This is a genomic window from uncultured Capnocytophaga sp. (assembly GCF_937936315.1).
In the GTDB taxonomy this organism is placed as follows: Bacteria; Bacteroidota; Bacteroidia; order Flavobacteriales; family Flavobacteriaceae; genus Capnocytophaga.
In genome coordinates, this window is the sequence record NZ_CALGWU010000003.1 from 57,845 (window position 1) to 79,311 (window position 21,467).

The following is a 21,467-nucleotide window of genomic DNA, read 5'->3' on the forward strand; positions in this document are numbered from 1 at the left end:
AATTGATTTTTATAAGAATATGGGGCAAATGTACGAATAATTTTGCTAATTCTCTAATTATTCACTACATTTGCGCTTTAATTTATACCCCCTAACACCTAAACTATGATTCGCATTACTAAAAAATTCGACTTCGAAGCAGGACACGCGCTCTTTGGCTACGACGGCAAGTGCAAAAACCTCCACGGACACAGCTATAAACTCTACGTAACGGTGATAGGCGAACCTATCAACAATCCTCATAACGTGAAAAATGGTATGGTTATCGATTTTGGTGACCTCAAACGCATTGTACAGGAGCAAATTATCGATGCTTTCGACCACGCAATGGTCTTCAACGAACTCTCTCCTCACAAAGCCTTAGCCGACGAACTCCGCGCCAAGGGGCATCGCATCATCACGGTGCCTTATCAACCTACCAGCGAAAACCTCGTAACCGACTTTGCCCAGCGTATCGCCTACCAACTGCCCGCTGGAGTAACACTCTTTTCTATACGCCTTTGCGAAACCGAAAGTTCCTATGCCGAATGGTTTGCATCAGATAATAGTGCGTATTAATAACATAAAAACAATATATTATGGGACTTATACTATTAATTATAGTACTCATTATTCTTTTGTTTTACAAAAGGAACATCATAAAGCGTTTGCACAATTCATTTGCACAAAATTCATTAAAGGAGAATACTCTGGACTATATTCGGAACAATTGGCAAAAGGTGTGTATTGATGCTGACCATTGCGATGTGATGAATGAAAATACTACCTTCGATTTACATGCAGTAGAAAATAATCGTATGAAAAGCGATCTTGAGGAAACAATGCTTTTTACAGAAGCAATGTTATTTAATAAGTTACAGTTAGGAGAAGAAAAAATGAAACTCAGTTATATAAGATGTTACGACAAAAGTAGCTCTACTGTAAAAGTATATCAAACTACTGTTGCCGATATAGATGCTAGTGTGGCACAAGTAAAGCTGAATGTGCAAGGCTATATCAATGTGTATTACAACCCACAAAACCCCAAGGAAGTTTATGTTGATACCGAGTTCCTACAAAAAGACCTCTCCGAACTGATGAATCATTAAGATATGGCGATATAACCTCTTTAAAAACCTCTATACTAAGATAGAGTTTTTAGCAACAGATTTAGATGTAACTAAACGCACTGCACAAAACTATTTAGATACGATTGCTGAAATACGGTTGCTTAGTAAGTTGAAAGTAGGAAAGTCAAATTATTATATCAATAAAAATTTGATAAAAGTACTCCAAAGAGAAAAAGTATAACGTGGAAAAAAACGCCATTTTTTGCCACGTTACTAGTAACATGGAAAAAAAACGCCATTTTTTGCCATATCATATTCTTCATTTATACGAAATGGACTTTTTGTATAAATGATAAATTAAAGAACCAATGTTATCTATAGAATTACCCAAAGATAAAAAGATATACTTCGCCTCCGATAATCACCTCGGAGCGCCTACTGCTGCCGAAAGCAAACCCCGCGAAGCGAAGTTTGTGCAATGGCTCAATACAATCAAAGCCGATGCAGGTGCCATATTCCTCCTCGGCGACCTTTTCGACTTTTGGTTTGAGTACAAAACAGTTGTCCCCAAAGGCTTTGTGCGCACTTTGGGCAAGCTGGCGGAACTGCGCGACAGTGGTATTCCTATCTATTTTTTTGTGGGCAACCACGATTTGTGGATGGACGATTATTTCCAAACCGAATTAGGAATTCCCGTATACCGCCGTCCATTAGAAGTAGAATGTGCAGGCAAACGCTTTTTGATAGGTCACGGCGATGGCTTAGGACCTGGTGATAAAGGCTACAAGCGAATGAAAAAAGTCTTTACCAATCCGTTTTGCAAATGGCTCTTCCGCTGGTTACATCCCGATATAGGCGTGCGATTGGCGCAATACCTCTCAGTGAAAAACAAACTCATCTCGGGTGAGGAAGATGTACATTTCTTGGGTGAAGACAACGAATGGTTGGTGCAGTATTGCAAACGCAAACTCGAAACCCAGCATTACGACTATTTTCTCTTCGGTCACCGTCATCTACCAATGACCATCAAAGTAGGCGAGGGGAGTACCTATATCAACACAGGCGACTGGATTCACTACTTTACCTATGCAGTTTTTGACCCCAAAACAGGATTGGAAATAAAGGAATTTACCAATAAGAGTACTTGCTAAAGCTAATAAAATAAAGATATCCCAAATATTATTTAAAAAAAATCTACATAATAGTTTGCTATTATTTAGAAAGTTTCTATTTTTGTGCCCAAAAAGTAAATAAATAAAAATGTTTTTATGAAAAACAAATCACTATTTTTGGGCAGTTTGCTATTAAGTATGATAGCAACCTCTGCAACTGAAGCAAAAACTTCAATTACTAAAACTCTCTATACCGAGCAATATCAGCAGGAAGAGATAGAAGTAGAAGGTCAGGTGCTCGATGCCGATGGCTCTCCAATGCTAGGAGTGAGCGTAGTAGTAAAAGATACCCATCGTGGGGTCGTTACCGATGAAAACGGACGTTTCTCTCTTCAAGCCGATGAAAACGCCGTACTCGTATTCCGCTTCTTAGGGTATCAAACTCAAGAAATTGCTCTAAACGGACGTTCATCTATTACCGTACAGATGAAAGTCTCTACACAAGAACTCAAAGAGGTAACCGTTACTTCTACTGGTATCAAACGGCAAATTAAAGACTTTGCAGGTACCGTAAATGTTATTTCAGCTTCACAAATAAAAGAATTAGCCATTCCCGCAGTAGGCGATGCAGTGCGCTTTATGCCAGGGGTAAACTATATAGATGAAGATGGTCGTGGATTGCGCCCTGGTATTGGGTTACGCGGTATGGAACCCAACCGAAATAGCAATACTCTGGTAGTAATCGATGGTAAAATACCTATCGGGCAAAGTTATTCCGATATGGGAGGTTACTATATGATGCCCGTAGGTGCTATCGAAAGTGTGGAAGTGATAAAAGGCGCTTCACCAGCGCTCTACGGAAGTGGTAGTATAGGTGGGGTGGTGAATATCATCACCAAAAAAGGTGCTGCTCGTCCTTACACTGGCATCAACTTGCAATACGGCAATCACAACGCTTTGAACATAGGTATTGAAACAGTAGGCAATACCAATGAAGGAAATATGAATTACTATGCTGGCTTCCACCGCCGACAAGGTGATGGCTTTAGAAAATCGCGCAGTCGCTATAATGTAAACGACCTTACTGCCAATGTAACAGCAAAAGTAGGCGAGAAAAACGAATGGCGCTTCTTCCTAAATGGCTTTACCGAATATTCCGATACTCCTGGAGGGCTTAGTCAAGCACAATGGGAGCAAGACCCTGAACAATCTGTAAACCCACACGACTTTTTTGAGGCAAGACGCTTTAGTACCGCTATTTCATACAAGCGTAGTTTTGATGAAACAAATAACCTTACTACTTCTATATATGGTAGTTACCTAAAAAGAGACTGGTGGCTCGACAACCGCAATCCCGTTGCTGCTAAACGCAAATTTACAGCCGCCTTGCGCGATATCCCTACAGTAGGCTTATTCTCCGACTACGAGAGAACGAATCCTCTATTTGGCAAAGAAAACAAACTCTTAGCAGGTATCCGCTTACATACTGATATTACTCACGAGGTATCGGTAGCAGGCGACGAAATGGGTAAAAAAGCAGGGAAGACAACTGCCAATTCCGCTAATACCGTAGCCGTAGTAGAGGGCTATGTGTTTGACGAGTTTCACATCACCGATAAACTTAATATCAACCCTGGGTTGCGCTATACTTTTGTAAATTACGACAAAGAAGATTACTTCCGTAACAATTGGGATAATCGCAACGAAGATGCTTTCATCTACTCATTGGGGTTATTCTACAAATTCTCTGAGCAGTATCGCGCTTATGCCACCTACTCAAAAGGCTATAAGATGCCTCAAATACGATTGGCTTTTGAAACCAATGGCGACCTCGATGCCGAAACTTCTAATAACTATGAAATAGGTTTCCGCACCCAGCCTACACAATGGTTAGAAATAGAGTTGGCTGCCTATATATTAGACTTCAACCACAAAATATTCCGTGAAAGTGGGTTGCTTAACAATGGAGGAAAAGCCCTACATCGTGGGATAGAAGTGAGTGGTGCTATTTATCCAGTAGAAGGATTAAAACTCTATGGTAATGGTGCTATCCAAAGAGCTACCATAGAATATGGTATGTACAAAGGCAACCGCGTGCCTTACGCACCGCGCTACACCGCTACTGCAGGGGCTAAATATCAATGTGCTGTAGGCGAAGGTACACTCACTACCAACGTATATGGCAACTTTGTAAGCTCACAATTTTCTGATATTAAAAATACTGAAGTAGGTTCAGCTAATGGTAATGTAGGTTTGATACCTAAATTTTTCTTGCTCAATGCAACTGCTAATTACAGTTATAAGCAATGGAATTTCAACCTCAATGCCTTGAACTTGCTCAACCGCAAATACTTCACTACCCGCCATAGTGCTTGGGGAGGTATTATGCCAGCAGCTACTATCAGCGTATTAGGTGGTGTAGGCTATCAATTCTAAATCTTTTGATACATAAACATAAAAAGCTGTTCAACATTTTTGTTGAACAGCTTTTTATTTCTATGGTAAATTTGCGCAACTACTCATTATTTCATAACTTTGCCACAAAATAACACCTAATGAAAAAAATCTTACTCTTTATTCTGTTCTCTATTTTCAGTCTTATAGCTTGTAAAAAAGAGAATAACGAAGAAATTGTTTGCGTATATCCTCCACAATTAAACCCAAAAGCCCTTACAGGTACTTTTTTGCAACTCTTCGGCAAAGATAATTGGAGTGAAGCACAATGGGACGAGTTTCTCACCGAAATCAAAGATGTAGGAATGAACACCCTTATTGTGCAATATACTGCATTCAAAAATCCTTACAACAATATCACTTGGTTCAATTCGGCAAATACGTTCACAGCTACTAAGAGCAAAAACACCTTGCAACGACTTTTAGCCTCAGCAGGTCGAAAAGCAATAGAGGTGCATATAGGTTTGCATTTTGACGATACTTATTGGCAACATCAAACCGATGTGGCGTGGCTACAAACACAAGCCAATTATTGTATTGCCATAGCCGAAGAAATACAAGCACAATTTGGCAGACACACTGCTTTCAAAGGTTGGTATATCCCGCACGAGCCTGAGCCTAATGCTTATAATACCGATGAGAAAGTACGCCTTTTTAGAGAGCATTTTGTAGATCGCATTTCCAACCGTTTGCACCAATTGAACAACAAACCTGTGTCTATTGCTGCCTTTTGGAATAGCTCACTCTCCACACCCGAGCAAATGAAACACTTTATGGCAGAACTGTCTAAAAGCAATTTGCAAATTATAATGTTACAAGATGGTGTGGGCGCACAACACGTAACCCTCAACCGACTTGCCAACTATTATGAGGCTGCACAACGCGGACTCTTTGAAGAAAACAAAAACTATAAAGGTGTATTTTGGAGTGATTTAGAAACTTTTGCATCTCCTAATGGTGAGTATCCTTTTCATCCTGCCACTTTCGATAGGGTAAAACAACAATTGGAGACAGCCCTTTCTATTAAAAAGGTCAGCAAGGTAGTATCTTTTCACTATTTTGATGATATGAGTACTAAGAGCCCCCACAAGGCTAAAGCCGATGCCCTGAGAGAAGCCTATAAAAACTATATCAAATAATGAAAGCTTTATTGAATGTAAGCTTGATAAGAATTTTGAAAAAATAGTGCTGATACAATGTCTAATGCTATAAAATTCTGAAATATGCGTAAGTTTATATTATTTCTCACAGGAGGTTTGATAATACTGAGTATTCTTTTTATCTTTGTAAATAATTTCATAGAGACGAGAAATAACAGTATATATGAAAGTGAGCAAAGTAATCTTTATAAAGAAAACTCTTTTTTTTATATATCAGGTCAAGTCTTTAAAATTGAAAAAATAGGAAGTTTTTCTTATGCTCTTTTTGTCAAAACAGATTCTGTAAACATTTTAAAATCAGAAAATAGAAGAGATAGAATTTCGGGAGTGTTTGATGAAGATAGAAAAATAGCCATTCTTCTATCTAATTCTAAGTCACGATTAGGTATTGCAGAAACAGAAAGCAATACACTTCCCTATCTAACATATACGTGCAATCCTAAAATAGGTAAATATGGTTTTACATTTTCTGATAATAAATTAGAATTAGACGAAAATATATTAGATGCAGATGTTAAAGAACCTATAGCACAATATTTACTTCAACAAATGGACACAATGCCTAATGGAATAGAGTTTTAAAATTATGGTAATAAAAACGAGTAAGACGACTAATATAATAATGGCAACCTTTTTTGGGATGATGTGGTTTCTAATGTTTTATGAAAGTTGTTATAATTCTGAAAAAGAACAGAATAGTTGGAATATATATAAAGAAAATACTTCTTATTATATATCAGGTCAAGTCTTAAAAACAACTGAAATCTCATCAGAAAGATATTGTCTTTATGTAAGACCTGATTCTATCAATATAGGAAAAATATCACCAGACCTATATTATTTTTCAGGAATTTATGATAAAAAGAATGATATTGTTCTTGTAGTTGCCCATTTAGCTTTTATAGATAAAAAACATCAATACAAAAATGAAAAATATCCTTATATCATAGCTCAGTTTGATTGTGACAAGATGATAGATACTTTAATTCACTCAAATGATAACTATGGCTTTCGTGATATAAATAATTTGACGACTGTTTCTAATAAATTTTACGGAGATTTTCTCACTAAACAAATAGACACGATGTCTAATGCTATAAAATTCTGAAATATGCGTAAGTTTATATTATTTCTCACAGGAGGTTTGATAATACTGAGTATTCTTTTTATCTTTGTAAATAATTTTATAGAGACGAGAAATAACCATCTTATAAAATCAACAAATGAAGAAATTGTAGCCAACTACAACAAAATCATCGATATAGTAAACAAACTAAAATCATAATATAAAATGACAATAGCCATAGGAAATGACCACGCTGGTGTGGATTACAAGAACGCTATCACAGCCTTTTTAAAAAGCAAAAATATTGAAGTCCTCAACTTCGGAACAGATACCCCCGAAAGCGTAGACTACCCCGATTTTGGTCACGCGGTAGCCCAAGCTTTAGAACAAGGCAAAGCCGACCTCGGTATCGTGATTTGCGGCAGTGGCAACGGCATTGCAATGACTGCCAACAAGCACCCACACGTGCGTTGTGCTGTATGCTGGACAAAAGAAATTTCAGCCCTTGCTCGCGCCCATAATGATGCCAATGTATTGAGCATTCCCGCCCGCTTCACCGCCATTGAGCAAGCAGTAGAAATCGCCAATACATTCTTAATCACCCCATTTGAAGGCGGTCGACACGAACGCCGTGTAAATAAAATTTAAAATCACATCACACACTTTGGCAAAGTCTAAGGACTTTGCCAAAGTTGATTACCCAGATAATCAATCACTTTGTAGGGGCGTTTTGCAAACGCCCTTATTTGCAAACGCCCATAAGTAGTCCTCCCACCTCCAAGATTCTTTGAGATTTTCCAAGATTCTCCAATATTCTCCAAGATTTTCCAAAAACTTCTTAATCATTACTAACAATAATTTGCTCAATAGAAAACTATTTAATAACTTTGCCCAAAATAATTTAATGATATGATCCACAAACTATTCCCCGCAGCCCTACTCCTATTAGTAGCCTGCAATCAAACCCCTAACAACGCTAACAGCGAGAAAATGAATTACCCTCAAACCCGTATGGACAACACGGTAGACACCTATTTCGGCACTCAAATCGCCGACCCCTACCGTTGGCTCGAAGACGACCGCTCTGCCGAAACCGCTGAGTGGGTAAAACAACAAAACAACTTCACCTTTGGCTATCTATCCAAAATCCCTTACCGACAAGCCATTAAAGAAAAACTCGAAAAACTTTGGAACTACGAAAAAATAGGCGCACCCTTCACCGAAGGCGACTACACCTATTATTATAAGAACAACGGATTGCAAAACCAGTCTGTGCTCTATCGTAAAGATAAAGACGGTAAAGAAGAAGTTTTCTTAGACCCCAACACCTTCTCAAGCGACGGCACCACCTCTTTAGGCGAAGTAGCCTTCTCTGAAGACGGCTCTTTAGTAGCCTATCTCATTTCCGAAGGCGGTAGCGACTGGCGCAAAGGCATCGTCCTCAATGCTAAAACCAAAGAAGTAATAGGCGACACCTTAGTAGATATCAAGTTCAGTTCCATTGCTTGGAAAGGCAACGAAGGTTTCTTCTACTCCAGTTATGATAAACCCAAAGGCAGTGAGTTATCAGCTAAAACCGATCAGCATAAACTCTACTACCACCAGTTGGGTACTCCCCAAAAGAACGACCAACTCATATTTGGAGGTACCCCTAACGAAAAATACCGATATGTCTCAGGAGCTGTTTCTTTAGATGCTCAATATCTATTTATTTCAGCAGCAGTAAACACTTCGGGTAACAAACTCTTCTTAAAAGACCTCAAAAATTCCAAAGCTCCTTTAGTAACCATCACCAATAGTTTAGACGCCGATACCCAATTTATTGATAACGATGGCACAACTCTTTTCTTTGAAACCAATTTGAATGCCCCTAACGGTCGATTGGTAAAAGCTGAGGTTGCCAAACCACAACCCGAATATTGGCAAGATGTCATCCCCGAAACTAAAAATGTACTCAGTATCAGTGCTACAGGGAACTATTTCTTTGCCCGTTATATGGTAGATGCCCTTTCACAAATAAAACAATATAACTATAAAGGTGAGTTAGTACGCGAAGTAAAACTCCCTAGCATCGGTACAGCCGGAGGTTTCTACGCTAAAAAATCAGAAAACCATACCTATTTCACTTTCACTAATTACGCCTATCCCGCTCAAATATACAAAATGGACTTAGCTACAGGGGCTACCGAACTTTATTGGAAACCCGCTATAGCCTTTGATGCCAACAACTACGAATCCAAACAAGTATTCTATACCTCTAAAGATGGCACCAAAGTACCAATGATGATCACCTATAAAAAAGGAATCAAACTCAATGGTAAGAACCCCACCTTATTATATGGTTACGGAGGATTCAATGTGAGCCTAATGCCTACCTTCAGTGTTGCCAATGCCGTATGGATGGAACTCGGCGGTGTGTATGCTGTACCCAATTTGCGCGGAGGAGGCGAATATGGCAAACAGTGGCACGATGCCGGCACCAAAATGCAAAAGCAAAACGTGTTCGACGATTTTATAGCAGCTGCCGAATATCTCATAAATCAAAAATACACCTCACCTGAATACCTTGCTATCAAAGGAGGTTCTAACGGCGGATTGCTCGTAGGAGCTACAATGTTACAACGCCCCGAACTATTTAAGGTAGCCTTACCTGCAGTAGGCGTGCTTGACATGTTGCGTTATCACACCTTCACAGCCGGCGCCGGATGGGCTTACGATTATGGTACTGCTAACGATAGTAAAGAAATGTTCGATTACCTAAAAGGCTATTCCCCTTTGCACAATGTGAAAAAAGGTGTCAGTTACCCAGCAACTCTCATTACAACCGGAGATCATGACGATAGAGTAGTCCCCGCTCATAGCTTTAAATTTGCAGCACAACTGCAAGCAAATCAATCAGAAAACAACCCCATCCTAATAAGAATAGAAACTAATGCAGGCCACGGCGCAGGAACCCCTGTAAGCAAAACTATTGAGCAAAACGCCGATTTGCAAGCCTTCACCCTATGGAATATGGGAGTAAAAAAACTAAATTAAACTTTTTCCTATACACAAAAATACCCCATTTCATTTAGTATTTCTTTACATTTCAGCCCTTAAAAACTACTCAAATGTAAAAGTATTGTTAAAATTTATCGATTATAGAAATAAATAGTGAATATTTTTTGCGTGTGTAAAAAATTATGCGTACGTTTGCGCCCTAATTAAATGTGAATTTAAACAATGTTTATGGCAAGAAGAATAATTGTAGTGCTACTTGTGCTTTTAGCAATGTCTGCTTGTAAACGCGGAAGTGGCGATGGCAAGGGAGAACTCGTTGGAGTAAGAGGTAAAAGCTGGAAACAGCCTACCCCTTATGGTATGACACTTATCCCGAGTGGTTCTTTCATCATGGGTAGCTCCGATGATGACAAAACTGCGAGTTTAAACGCAACAATCAAAACTGTGAGCGTGGGATCATTCTATATGGATGAAACCGAAATTACAAATAGCGAGTACCGCCAGTTTGTAAATTGGGTACGCGATTCTATCATCCGTACTCAATTAGCCGATATGGCTGAACAAACCGGTCAAAGCCAAGGTGGCGGAGGAATTGGCGAATATGCCTACCTAGACGCCAATACCGAAAAAATGAACGCTTGGCAACAGTATCTCCAAAACACTTACGGCGACGACAAAGCGAGAAAACTAAACAAAAAAGTGGCGCTTATTTGGGACGTAAATAAATTCCCAGATGAGTATTACTCCGAAGTAATGGATAAAATGTATTTACCCGAAGAAGAAGCTTACAACGGTAAACGCATTATGGACGTCCAAAAATTCGAGTTCAAATACCAATGGCTCGATATGGATAAAGCCGCTCGTAAAAGAGGTAACCGTAAAGACTTCATCAAAGAAGAAATCGTCAAAGTTTATCCAGATACTACTGTTTGGATCCGCGACTTCAACTATTCTTACAACGAACCTATGCATAACGACTACTTCTGGCACGAAGCTTATAGCGACTACCCAGTAGTAGGTGTAAGCTGGATTCAAGCCAAAGCATTCTGCGAATGGCGTACCTTGAACAAAAACTCTTACCAAAAATCTAAAGGTGACTACACCGTAAACGCTTTCCGTCTCCCTATCGAATCTGAATGGGAATACGCAGCTCGAGGTGGCCTATCTGGTGCTACATACCCTTGGGGAGGCCCTTACACCTATGACGACAAAGCTTGCTTCCTCGCAAACTTTAAACCTATGCGTGGCGACTACGCTTCCGATAACGCTCTATACACCGTAGAAGCTAAATCTTACGAACCTAACGGATATAACCTATATAATATGGCTGGTAACGTATCCGAATGGACTAACACCTCTTACGACCCTAACTCTTACGAGTATATGTCTTCTATGAACCCTAACGTCCTCGACGATAGTAACCGACGCAAAGTAATACGAGGCGGTTCTTGGAAAGACGTTGCTTTTATGTTACAAGTAAACACTCGTGATTACGAATACCAAGACTCTGCTCGTAGCTACATAGGATTCCGTACCGTCCAAGACTTTATGGGCGTAAGCGAAAAACAACAAGCCAAATCGGCAAGAGGTTATAGATAAAATAATCATTTAATCACTTATAAAACAAATCAAACTAATTTAACAACTTATTTAATAATTAAAGTATTATGGCAGGAAGTAAAGTAACAAAAAAAATTTTTCAATACGCTTATGGTATTGGTGCTTCAATTGTAATCGTTGGAGCCTTGGCTAAGATTTTGCACGCAGATATCTTAGGTATGAGTGGTAGTTTCCTTCTAGCAGTAGGTATGGGAACTGAAGCTATCATCTTCTTTATGTCGGCTTTCGAGCCCGTTGAAGAAGAACTAGATTGGTCATTAGTCTATCCAGAACTCAAAGGTGGCGCCCCTGTAGCTCGTCAAGGAGTTATCGCTCAACAAAATCAAGACGATAAACTCATAAGAGAATCTTTGTCTGAAAAATTAGACGGAATCCTCGCTGAAGCTAAAATCGACGCTAACTTAATGAGATCTTTAGGAAAATCTATCGAAAACTTCGCCGAAGCTAGCAAAGAAATCGCTCCCGTAACTAACACTATGGTAGCTACTCATAAATATGGAGAAGAACTTTCTGAAGCTGCTTCTAACTTAGAATCTCTTAATAGCCTTTATAAGCTACAATTAGAAAGAACCGAAAGACAAGTATCTGCACAAGCAGGAATTGCCGACAATCTTGATTCTTTGAATCAACAGATGCTTTCTTTCAAAGATAATCTAAAATCTTTGAACACAATCTATGGAGGAATGTTATCTGCAATGAGCGGTGCAAGATAAGAGTAATTATTTATTAACTTATTAAAAAAATAGCTTATGGCAGGTGGAAAATTAAGTCCTAGACAGAAGATGATTAACCTGATGTATCTTGTGTTCCTCGCAATGATCGCACTCAATATGGGAAAACAAGTACTTGATGCATTCGGGTTGGTAAATCAAAAATTTGAAGTATCTAATAAACGAGATACTCAGGGTATTAGCTCAGCTATGGAACAACTAGCCCTCAAAGCAAGCGAAAGCCCAGCTCAGTTCGCTCAAATCAACGAGCAATCTAAACAAATCAAAACCATTTCCGACGAACTCTACAACTACGTACAAGGTCTAAAAGATGGTCTTGAAAAAGCAATCGGGCAAAGTGATAAAAAGGTGAACGAGAAAGATTACCAAGCTATGGATAAATCTGACTATACTGACCATTTATTCTTTGCTGAAGGAGCTACCGAAGGTAAAAAGTTCGTAGAGAACATCAAAAACTATCGCGAAGCCCTATTAAAAGTGTTAGGTGATAACCCAGCTTATGCTGAAATCGCAAAAAAAGTTAAAGATAACTTTAATACCGATGCAGTAAAAGATAGAGATGGTAACACCGTTCAATGGTTAAACTTCAACTTCGAAGGTTTCCCTTACATCGCTTCTTTAGCAAAATTCTCTATGATGCAATCTGATATCTTATCAGTACAACAAGAGTTCGTTTCTAAAGCGTTGGAAGGTCAATTGAAAGATCAAGTATCAATGACTAAGTATACTACTTTGCTCGAGCAAGGTAAAGGTGCTTACTACCAAGGTGAGAAATTCGACGGATCTATCGTATTAGGTAGAAAAGACGCTTCTACTCGCCCTAACTCTGTAGAGCTCTCTTTAGACGGTAGAAAATTAGGACCAAGTGATTATACTATCGAAGATGGTCGTGTGAAATTGAACGTAGGTGCAGGTAATGCCGGTGAACACAAAATTACTGGTAACCTCTACTTCGATCAAGATGGTGAGCGTATTGCAGTACCTGTAGCTCAATCATTCTCTACCATCCCTAAACCTAACTCTGCTGTTATCTCTGCCGATAAGATGAACGTAGTATACCGCGGTGTTGATAACCCTATCACTATATCTATGCCTGGGGTGCCTGATAACAAAATTGTGGCTTCTGCATCTGGACTCTCAAGAGCTGGTAGCGGTTGGGTAATGCGCCCAGGACAAGGTAAAGATGTTACAATCACTGTAAGTGGAGAAATCGATGGTCAACGCTTTAGCTCTTCTAAATCGTTCCGTATCAAAAATATCCCACGTGCATCTGGTAGTATGGGCGGTATGATAGGAGATGCTAAATTGCCTAAACAAAACGTAGGAGTTTTACCTGTAATGGCTGTTCTCGAAGATTTCGATTTCGACTTAAAACTTCAAGTAAACGAATTCAAAGTATTTATCCCAGGACAACCTAGTATTGCCGTAAAAGGTGGTAAATTCAACGAACAAGCTCGCGCTGCTGTAGCTAGAGCTAAACGTGGAGATAAAATACAAGTATTCGATATCAAAGCTAGCATCCCTGGTAACTCAAACTTGAAATTACCTCCCGTATCACCTATCATTATTGAAATAACAAACTAAGAAAATTTTTATGTTACAACTGAAGAAGATTATAGTACTATTGATGATAGTATTTGGTTTTCAGCTTTCCTCAGCACAGATAAATATACTTAATGCTAAAGTAGCTGGTGATATAGGGGTTAAAACTGAAGCTCAAATACAAGCGGATAACGATAAGCCGCTACCTTATGGGTATGTAGACGATCGTGATATCCTTTGGTCAGTAGAAGTTTGGGAAGTAATCGACCTCAACGAGCGTGCTAACTTCCCCCTCCTTTTCCCTACTGATACTTTGGATGTAGATGCTTACCGCCGTTCTTTGTACGATGTACTATTGAAAAATATCAAAAATGGTAAAATCAAGGATTTATACGTAGATTCTTATTTTACTCAAACTAAAAGTACTGAAACTATAGAGGCTTCTCTTTCTAAAATTGATACCTTGGAAGAAGGTTACAACTTGCTCAACGCCGGTGAAGCCCTCCCCGATGAGTACATCACTCGTAGAAACTTAGAGTCTGCCGATATAGCTCAGTATCATATCAGAGGAATTTGGTATTTCGATAAACGTCAAGGTGAACTCAAATATCGTTTGCTCGCATTAGCTCCTGTAGCACCCGATGTAAACTTTATTGATTCCGATGACTCTACAATGTCATCTTTAGTACCTTTGTTCTGGGTATTTTATCCGCAAGTGCGTGACATTCTGCACGAAGCTAAAACCTTCAACCGCAAGAACGACGCTCGCCCAATGTCATTCGACCACTTGCTTAACGCCCGTATGTTTAGCTCGGTAATCTATAAAGAAGCTAACGTCTATGGCGATAGAAAAATTAAGGATTATATACCCGATAATGCTCTCTTACAACTCTTAGAAGCTGATAAAATCAAAGAAAAGATTCGCGATAGAGAGCAAGATATGTGGACGAACTAATTTTAAATTCACAGTTAGAGTATTTTTACAACAATTTTAGAAAAGCATTGCTCTCCCAAGAGCAGTGCTTTTCTAATTTACATTCCAAAACAACAAAAAGATGAACATCAAAAATGCACAATTAGAAGTAGATAATTGGATTAAAGAACACGGCGTTAGATATTTCAACGAGCTTACCAATATGGCACAACTCACTGAGGAAGTAGGTGAAGTAGCCCGTATCATCGCTCGCCGTTATGGAGAACAATCGGAGAAGGAAAGCGACAAACAGAAAGATTTAGGTGAAGAACTCGCCGATGTAGTGTTTGTAGTACTCTGTTTGGCTAACCAAACAGGCATTGATTTGCAAGACGCTTTTGATAAGAAAATGCTCCGCAAAACCGAACGTGATCATGATCGACATCACAACAACGAGAAACTTAAATAAACAAAAAAACTCAGGGCAATACCCTGAGTTTTTTTATAACTATTCATCATCTTCTTCTAAGAGGTCATCGTCGTCGAAATCTTCTTCGTCTATATCCTCGGCGTCATCTTTTTTACTTTTGACTAAAGCACCTTTTTTGCCTTTTTTAGGCTTAGCAAATGGGTCGCCTCCATCTTTCAGCCATTGTCTTACTTTGGCTTCTATTTCTTCTACTAATTCAGGATTGTCGCGCAAGAGGCTAAGGGTAGCATCGCGTCCTTGAGCGAGTTTGCTATCACCGTAGCTAAACCAAGCACCACTTTTGCCTATAATTTCGGCAGCAACCCCCATTTCTAACAATTCACTTACTTTAGAGATACCTTCGCCAAACATAATGTCGAAATAAGCCATTTTAAACGGAGGAGCTACTTTGTTTTTCACTACCTTCACTTTGGTTTTATTTCCTATGATATTGCCATCGCCGTCTTTGATAGCCGCACTACCTTGCGCACCTCCATCTTTGCGGATTTCAAGACGTACTGATGAGTAGAATTTCAAAGCATTACCCCCTGTAGTAGTTTCGGTAGGCCCACCGTACATTCCTCCACCTAATTTGTCGCGCAATTGGTTGATGAAAATCACTATACATTTAGCTTTGCTAATGCTACCCGTAATTTTGCGGAGTGCTTGCGACATTAGGCGGGCGTGAACCCCCATTTTAGAGTCGCCCATATCACCGTCGATTTCGGTTTTAGGAGTAAGCGCCGCTACCGAGTCGATGATTACAAGGTCTACAGCGTTAGAGCGGATAAGAGCATCGGCTACTTCAAGGGCTTGTTCACCACTATCAGGTTGAGAAACGAGCAAATCTTCGGTATTTACCCCTACGTTTTTGGCGTATACAGGATCAAAAGCGTGTTCCGCATCGATGAAAGCCGCTGTACCGCCTGCTTTTTGCACTTCGGCGATAGCGTGAAGGGTGAGCGTTGTTTTACCTGATGATTCAGGACCGTAGATTTCAATCACGCGACCTTTAGGGTAACCGCCTACTCCCAGAGCAGCATCTAAGGCGATAGAGCCTGATGAGTAGACCTCTACATCTTCTATAGGGTTGTCGCCCAAAGCGCGCACAATGCCCTTGCCATAAGTCTTGTCTAACTTAGCAAGTGTGAGCTTAAGGGCTTCTTTTTTCTGATCTTGAAGCGAAAGTTCTTTATCGTTTTTTGCCATTGATTGGATTATTATTGTTTAGATGTTTATAAGTGCAAATGTACGAATATTTTATGAATTAACAAAATTAGGAAGTTTTAGTGTTTTTTATACATTTGTCCGAAAATGTGTAGCATTCTATTTAGTGAAATGAAAAAATGCGTATTGTACATATTATTTATGAGATTATTATCTATCATTTTCCTATGTTTATGCAGTTATAATTATATGAATGCTCAGCCTCTTTGGGAAGGTTTGAGTGTGGATAAGTTCTATAGAGAAAACAAAGAGATTTATCTACAAAGATTTGAAAATGGTATAAAATACTTCTCTGATAAAAAGGGAAGAGAAAATAATGGATTATCACAAGGACAAAATACTTTGATTTATAAAAAAGATACTATGAAAATTTACATAGAGCCTATACCATATCATCTTATTATGGGGATTAAAAGAGTTCATTTTCAAAAAGGAGAATATACAATAAATTTGAAAGATTGTAATTTTCAGAGTGATTACTATATAAAAAATTTTCCTTGTGATTGTTTAAATTATAGAAGAGAAGAAGAATAGAAAAGTATTGATTTTTTGCTTTTTAGTTCTATATTTGCAGAAAAACCTATTCTTATCTCTACACTTTGTCAAAATCCTTAATTGCTCTTGCGGATCGCTCTTTTAATAAAGTCTATAAACCTGCCTATCAATCACTTTTAGAGAATGTTATGTACGGGCGTTTTGCAAACGCCTCTAAAAACAAATCTATTCGGACACCTTCAACTAGGGGTAGGACTATAAATAAACATTAGAACCCAATAAAAGAAATGCCTAAAATGAAAAAAGTATTAATTATTCTCGCAACCGCCCTTGTAGTCTTTGCTTGCAACGGGCAAACACCTAAAAACAAACACACTGACACCACCACTACGCCCAAAGCTATTACAGAAAAAGAAGCTATTAAAGCCTTTAAAAAACAAAAACACCGCTTTGAGATCAAAGGGTATAAAATATATTATAATGATCAATTGCTAAAGTTAGATACCATTGCTAACTTCTTTGATGTTTTTGAAAAGCCTATTTATAAGGGAGGATATGAATTTGTTTATGATAATAAACCTTTTTGGGCAAGAACTTCTTTAGGAGAAGTTAAAGATAAAAAAGGTAGATTTATAGGTTATATCGACCGGATTTTCATCTACTTTCGTCCTTTTTTTGAAGGGAATCGCTATTACACTGAGGATTTTAATGATTCTAAGGCTCGCGCTGTAAAACAAATGCCTGTAATAGATGGGTATATGTTAGTAGAGGGGCACCCTATCCATAAAGATACGACTCCTAAAGAGCTTTCAGAAATTTTAGATTCTATCTATGGCGATAATTTTACTAATTTAATGGGAACCCCTACCATAGTTTTTGAACTCAAAGAAGAGCAAATCAAAGAAATCATCCCTCATTGGGGTGCCGATAAAGCCTACTACAATATTTTTATAGGTTTTGATTTTATACGTGACCCTAAAACAAAAGAAGTTAAAGGCTTGAAAAGGGTAAGTTATTCTAATTTTATGATGTAAAACAAAATAGTATTGCTTTTGCGGTTTGCCCCCCTTCTTTCGGAAAGAAAGTCGCGAAAGCGAGTATGTGGAGGGGTAGGACTATAAATAAACATTAGAACCAGAAAAAAGAAATGCCTAAAATGAAAAAAGTATTAATTATTCTCGCAACCGCCCTTGTAGTCTTTGCTTGCAACGGGCAAACACCTAAAAACAAACACACTGACACCACCACTACGCCCAAAGCTATTACAGAAAAAGAAGCTATTAAAGCCTTTAAAAAACAAAAACACCGCTTTGAGATCAAAGGGTATAAAATATATTATAATGATCAATTGCTAAAGTTAGATACCATTGCTAACTTCTTTGATGTTTTTGAAAAGCCTATTTATAAGGGAGGATATGAATTTGTTTATGATAATAAACCTTTTTGGGCAAGAACTTCTTTAGGAGAAGTTAAAGATAAAAAAGGTAGATTTATAGGTTATATCGACCGGATTTTCATCTACTTTCGTCCTTTTTTTGAAGGGAATCGCTATTACACTGAGGATTTTAATGATTCTAAGGCTCGCGCTGTAAAACAAATGCCTGTAATAGATGGGTATATGTTAGTAGAGGGGCACCCTATCCATAAAGATACGACTCCTAAAGAGCTTTCAGAAATTTTAGATTCTATTTATGGCGATAATTTTGGTAATTTAATGGGAACCCCTACTATAGTTTTTGAACTCAAAGAAGAGCAAATCAAAGAAATCATCCCCCATTGGGGCGCCGATAAAGCCTACGACAATATCTTTATAGGTTTTGAATTTATACGCGACCCTAAAACAAAAGAAGTTAAGGGGCTAAAATCAGTAGAATATTCCAATTTTATGATGTAGAGCAAAATAGTATCGCTTTTGCGGTTTGAAGGCTGTCCGAAAAGTCTCAAAATCGCTTTTGCGTCACTACACTTTGCCAAAGTTTTAGTTGCTCGTCGTGCTACGACCTTTGGCAAAGTTGATTACTCTGATTACCAATCACTTTTAGAGTATGTTGTGTACGGGCGTTTTGCAAACGCCCCCTCAAGAAAAATTTTTAAGACAGCCTCCTGTAGTAAATAATTACATCCTGTTTTTCTGGTCTCCATCGGCTTGTTGACCTTTGTATTTGCTTTGAGTAGCATTGAAATTGTACTCTAACCCAATGCGAAATGAACGTATATTGTTATCAAAATGCTTATCATTAGTAACATAAGGATTTTGAAATCTGTCATAAGTTCCCATTTGGTTAAAAGCATCCATTACACCTCCATACACTTCCAATGATTTGTTGAGGAAAGAATGTGAAAACATCAAAACTACCATCGACATTGGTTTGTAACCATAAACAGTATCCTTACTTCCTTTACTGCGATACATCATCATCAAAAAGAGATTGGCATTATCACTTAGGCTAAATTGGTTCATCAAATCAGCTCCAAAGACGGCTTGGTTATTCTCAAAAACGCCATTAGCAAACTGTTTGCCGTACATCAAATTGAGTTTGGGTACCCAACGCCCTATTTGGTAATAAGCCGAAAGTTCTAATCTCAATCTTTGGTAGTCACCAAAATTGTGAATGTAGCGCTCTACTACATTAGGCAGGGTATGTGACAATTGGTAATCTTCAAAAAAACCATTGTGTACCAATGAATAATCTACTGATAGAGAAACAATTTGATAAGTAAGCAAGAGTGAAAAATCATCACTTAGGCGTGGTTGCAAATCGGTATTACCACGATTGTAGAGAAAAGGAGTTTCATACGTAAAACGGTCGGAAAGTTCATAAAAGGCAGGGCGAGTGATTTTTTTGGCATAGCTAAACGACCATTCGGTTTTATGCCAAGGGAATGCTACCGAAATATTAGGGAGCAAGTGCTTGTAACTACGGCTTTTAGCATCGTTCTTCACATCGTTTTCAAAATAACCAAAATCAGTATATTCATAGCGCGCTCCTATTTTCCATTTGGCTTTAAGCCAAGGGAACGAATAACTCGCAAAAGCAGCCGATTGCGTTTCCTTGTTGTCAATATCGGTAGGAGTACTGATATTGTCTTTATAATTGTCGTAGCGCGATAGGGTGCTGGCTTCCACACCATAACCTAACAAGCCTTTACCTACTCGCTGTGTGAGATTGGTTTTCATCGTCCACAAGTGTGATTGCGCATCCGAATGGGTATTGATATTGCGCTGAGAAGGTGTGGTGAGATTGCGCTCTACAATATCAGAACGATAATTAGAGAATGCGCCCCTATAGAACACATCGGTTTGCAACTTGAGTTTATCGGAGAGTTTGCCATCGTAATACACATTGGCATTGAGGCGTGTATCCTTGTTGAGGCGGTCGAAAGTGTTCAATCCTTGTTGGGTAAGAGTTCCATTGCGGTAAGTAGCTGTGTTTTGCTCGGTAACATTACGCCCCGATAGCGGACTTGTAGTCATCCACACACTTGCCCCCAATGAATGTTTATCGTTGATTTCGTGAGAGAAACCTGTTTTAGCATAGAAATTTCGGGTGTTATCTTTCACTATTTCATCGGTGCGCACTTGCCAATTGTTGGCTTGGGTATGCACATTCAATTCTTGATCGTTTTCGCGTTTGATATTGTGGTTGACATTGGCGCGTGTTGAGAAGAAAACATCTGTGTTACCTGAACGGTAGTTTAGGTGAGCATCCACAAAGCCTTCTTGTCCTTTTTTAAACTGACTTTCCACACTCACACCACCGCTGAGACCGTCGCCTTGTTTCTTTTTGAGAAAAATGTGAATCACCGCCCCCACGCTGTTGTCGTATTCAGCACCTGGTTGCGTTTCCAAGCTAATGCGGTCTATTTCCTTAGGGGAAAGGCGATATACATCGTTCATATCTCGCACTCGCTTGTTGTTGATGTAGAACAAGGGTTTTCCTTTGCCAAATACTTCTACGCCATAAGAGGTATACGACATTGATACCCCAGGTAAGAAATAGAGCAAAAGGTCTACTTTAGGGATGTTTTTTAATGAAGAAGCCGCTACATCGGCAGTAATTACAGTGCCTTGTTGTTTCATCACAGGACGATGCGCCGAAACCACTACTTCACCGAGTTCATTTACTGATTTTTGTAAGGAAATGGTTCCTAAATCGCCCAAAGAAGGGGTAAGGACTTTTTCTTTGTACTCCAAATGGGTAATTTTAATCACTGATGGCTTACCTTGGGCGTTGTCGGGCAATTCAAAATGACCTTTGTCATCGCTAATGGCTCCTTTTACCATTGTAGAATCGGGGAGAGTGAGTTGGATAACATTGGCACCAAAGATAGGTTCTCCTTTTTCGTTTAGTAAAGTACCTTTATAGGCGCTTTGTGCGTGAGTAATGGCAAGAGGAAGGAGTACCATTACTAAAAATAGTATTCGTTTCATACTTTGAGTTTGATAATTGATTGTTAATTACGCCGCAAATATAAATATAGTTTTTTATAAACGCAAGTAAATTTAAAACTTTTTAAAATAAAAACCTTTTAATCATTTATTCCCGTCCCTCGTCATTCGTCTCTCGTCATTTGCAACTCGTCATTATTATATATTTCGTCATTCGTACTTCGTAATTCGTAATTATT

21 protein-coding genes are annotated in these 21,467 nt (G+C 38.8%); 19 read left to right on the top strand and 2 right to left on the bottom strand.

Features of this window, described 5'->3' with window-relative positions; all coding sequences use genetic code 11:
• Positions 1 to 105 precede the first annotated feature (105 nt).
• From Q0162_RS00930 to Q0162_RS01000, 16 genes are all read left to right on the top strand, one after another.
• A complete protein-coding gene (locus tag Q0162_RS00930) occupies positions 106 to 558 on the top strand; it encodes a 6-carboxytetrahydropterin synthase (RefSeq protein WP_002679771.1) in 453 nt (150 codons plus the stop codon).
• Positions 559 to 578: 20 nt separating this feature from the next.
• On the top strand, positions 579 to 1,088 hold the full coding sequence (locus Q0162_RS00935) for a hypothetical protein (RefSeq protein ID WP_297887673.1): 510 nt from the start codon (positions 579 to 581) through the stop codon (positions 1,086 to 1,088).
• Position 1,089: 1 nt separating this feature from the next.
• The gene (locus Q0162_RS13220) at positions 1,090 to 1,290 is read left to right on the top strand and encodes a DNA-binding protein (RefSeq protein WP_367272158.1); all 201 of its coding nucleotides are present in this window, start codon (positions 1,090 to 1,092) and stop codon (positions 1,288 to 1,290) included.
• Positions 1,291 to 1,417: 127 nt separating this feature from the next.
• Positions 1,418 to 2,200: a UDP-2,3-diacylglucosamine diphosphatase gene (locus Q0162_RS00940; protein WP_297887676.1), complete on the top strand. Its 783-nt coding sequence runs from the start codon at positions 1,418 to 1,420 to the stop codon at positions 2,198 to 2,200.
• 117 nt (positions 2,201 to 2,317) lie between these two features.
• The gene (locus tag Q0162_RS00945) at positions 2,318 to 4,597 is read left to right on the top strand and encodes a TonB-dependent receptor (protein WP_297887679.1); all 2,280 of its coding nucleotides are present in this window, start codon (positions 2,318 to 2,320) and stop codon (positions 4,595 to 4,597) included.
• 119 nt (positions 4,598 to 4,716) lie between these two features.
• Positions 4,717 to 5,754 (top strand): DUF4434 domain-containing protein, encoded by a 1,038-nt coding sequence (locus Q0162_RS00950; RefSeq protein ID WP_297887683.1) that lies wholly within the window; start codon positions 4,717 to 4,719, stop codon positions 5,752 to 5,754.
• A gap of 84 nt (positions 5,755 to 5,838) precedes the next feature.
• Positions 5,839 to 6,357: a hypothetical protein gene (locus Q0162_RS00955; RefSeq protein ID WP_297887686.1), complete on the top strand. Its 519-nt coding sequence runs from the start codon at positions 5,839 to 5,841 to the stop codon at positions 6,355 to 6,357.
• Positions 6,358 to 6,397: 40 nt separating this feature from the next.
• Positions 6,398 to 6,883, top strand: coding sequence for a hypothetical protein (locus Q0162_RS00960; protein WP_297887689.1), 486 nt, complete (start codon positions 6,398 to 6,400; stop codon positions 6,881 to 6,883).
• 3 nt (positions 6,884 to 6,886) lie between these two features.
• Positions 6,887 to 7,060: a GAG-binding domain-containing protein gene (locus Q0162_RS00965; protein WP_297887692.1), complete on the top strand. Its 174-nt coding sequence runs from the start codon at positions 6,887 to 6,889 to the stop codon at positions 7,058 to 7,060.
• A gap of 6 nt (positions 7,061 to 7,066) precedes the next feature.
• Positions 7,067 to 7,489, top strand: coding sequence for a ribose 5-phosphate isomerase B (gene rpiB, locus Q0162_RS00970; protein WP_297887695.1), 423 nt, complete (start codon positions 7,067 to 7,069; stop codon positions 7,487 to 7,489).
• Between the two features lie 261 nt (positions 7,490 to 7,750).
• On the top strand, positions 7,751 to 9,877 hold the full coding sequence (locus Q0162_RS00975) for a prolyl oligopeptidase family serine peptidase (protein ID WP_297887698.1): 2,127 nt from the start codon (positions 7,751 to 7,753) through the stop codon (positions 9,875 to 9,877).
• A 186-nt stretch (positions 9,878 to 10,063) separates the two neighbouring features.
• Positions 10,064 to 11,440: a gliding motility lipoprotein GldK gene (gene gldK / locus Q0162_RS00980; protein WP_297887701.1), complete on the top strand. Its 1,377-nt coding sequence runs from the start codon at positions 10,064 to 10,066 to the stop codon at positions 11,438 to 11,440.
• A 68-nt stretch (positions 11,441 to 11,508) separates the two neighbouring features.
• Complete coding sequence (gldL, locus tag Q0162_RS00985) at positions 11,509 to 12,174, top strand: gliding motility protein GldL (RefSeq protein ID WP_297887704.1); 666 nt, start codon at positions 11,509 to 11,511, stop codon at positions 12,172 to 12,174.
• A gap of 36 nt (positions 12,175 to 12,210) precedes the next feature.
• A complete protein-coding gene (gene gldM / locus Q0162_RS00990; protein WP_297887707.1) occupies positions 12,211 to 13,776 on the top strand; it encodes a gliding motility protein GldM in 1,566 nt (521 codons plus the stop codon).
• A 10-nt stretch (positions 13,777 to 13,786) separates the two neighbouring features.
• On the top strand, positions 13,787 to 14,689 hold the full coding sequence (gene gldN, locus Q0162_RS00995) for a gliding motility protein GldN (protein ID WP_297887710.1): 903 nt from the start codon (positions 13,787 to 13,789) through the stop codon (positions 14,687 to 14,689).
• A 100-nt stretch (positions 14,690 to 14,789) separates the two neighbouring features.
• A complete protein-coding gene (locus Q0162_RS01000; protein ID WP_034555969.1) occupies positions 14,790 to 15,116 on the top strand; it encodes a nucleotide pyrophosphohydrolase in 327 nt (108 codons plus the stop codon).
• Positions 15,117 to 15,155: 39 nt separating this feature from the next.
• Here the strand turns inward: Q0162_RS01000 and recA are convergent, their stop codons facing one another.
• The gene (gene recA / locus Q0162_RS01005; protein ID WP_297887715.1) at positions 15,156 to 16,325 is read right to left on the bottom strand and encodes a recombinase RecA; all 1,170 of its coding nucleotides are present in this window, start codon (positions 16,323 to 16,325) and stop codon (positions 15,156 to 15,158) included.
• Between the two features lie 207 nt (positions 16,326 to 16,532).
• Here recA and Q0162_RS01010 point away from each other — a divergent pair, with 207 nt between their 5' ends.
• From Q0162_RS01010 to Q0162_RS01020, 3 genes are all read left to right on the top strand, one after another.
• On the top strand, positions 16,533 to 16,877 hold the full coding sequence (locus Q0162_RS01010; protein WP_297887718.1) for a hypothetical protein: 345 nt from the start codon (positions 16,533 to 16,535) through the stop codon (positions 16,875 to 16,877).
• Between the two features lie 257 nt (positions 16,878 to 17,134).
• Positions 17,135 to 17,872, top strand: a complete 738-nt coding sequence (locus Q0162_RS01015) for a hypothetical protein (RefSeq protein WP_297887721.1) — start codon at positions 17,135 to 17,137, stop codon at positions 17,870 to 17,872.
• A 122-nt stretch (positions 17,873 to 17,994) separates the two neighbouring features.
• Positions 17,995 to 18,732 carry a hypothetical protein gene (locus Q0162_RS01020; RefSeq protein ID WP_297887723.1) on the top strand — a complete coding sequence of 246 codons (738 nt, stop codon included), beginning with the start codon at positions 17,995 to 17,997 and terminating at the stop codon, positions 18,730 to 18,732.
• Positions 18,733 to 18,954: 222 nt separating this feature from the next.
• Here the strand turns inward: Q0162_RS01020 and Q0162_RS01025 are convergent, their stop codons facing one another.
• The gene (locus Q0162_RS01025) at positions 18,955 to 21,270 is read right to left on the bottom strand and encodes an outer membrane beta-barrel family protein (RefSeq protein ID WP_297887726.1); all 2,316 of its coding nucleotides are present in this window, start codon (positions 21,268 to 21,270) and stop codon (positions 18,955 to 18,957) included.
• Positions 21,271 to 21,467 lie beyond the last annotated feature (197 nt).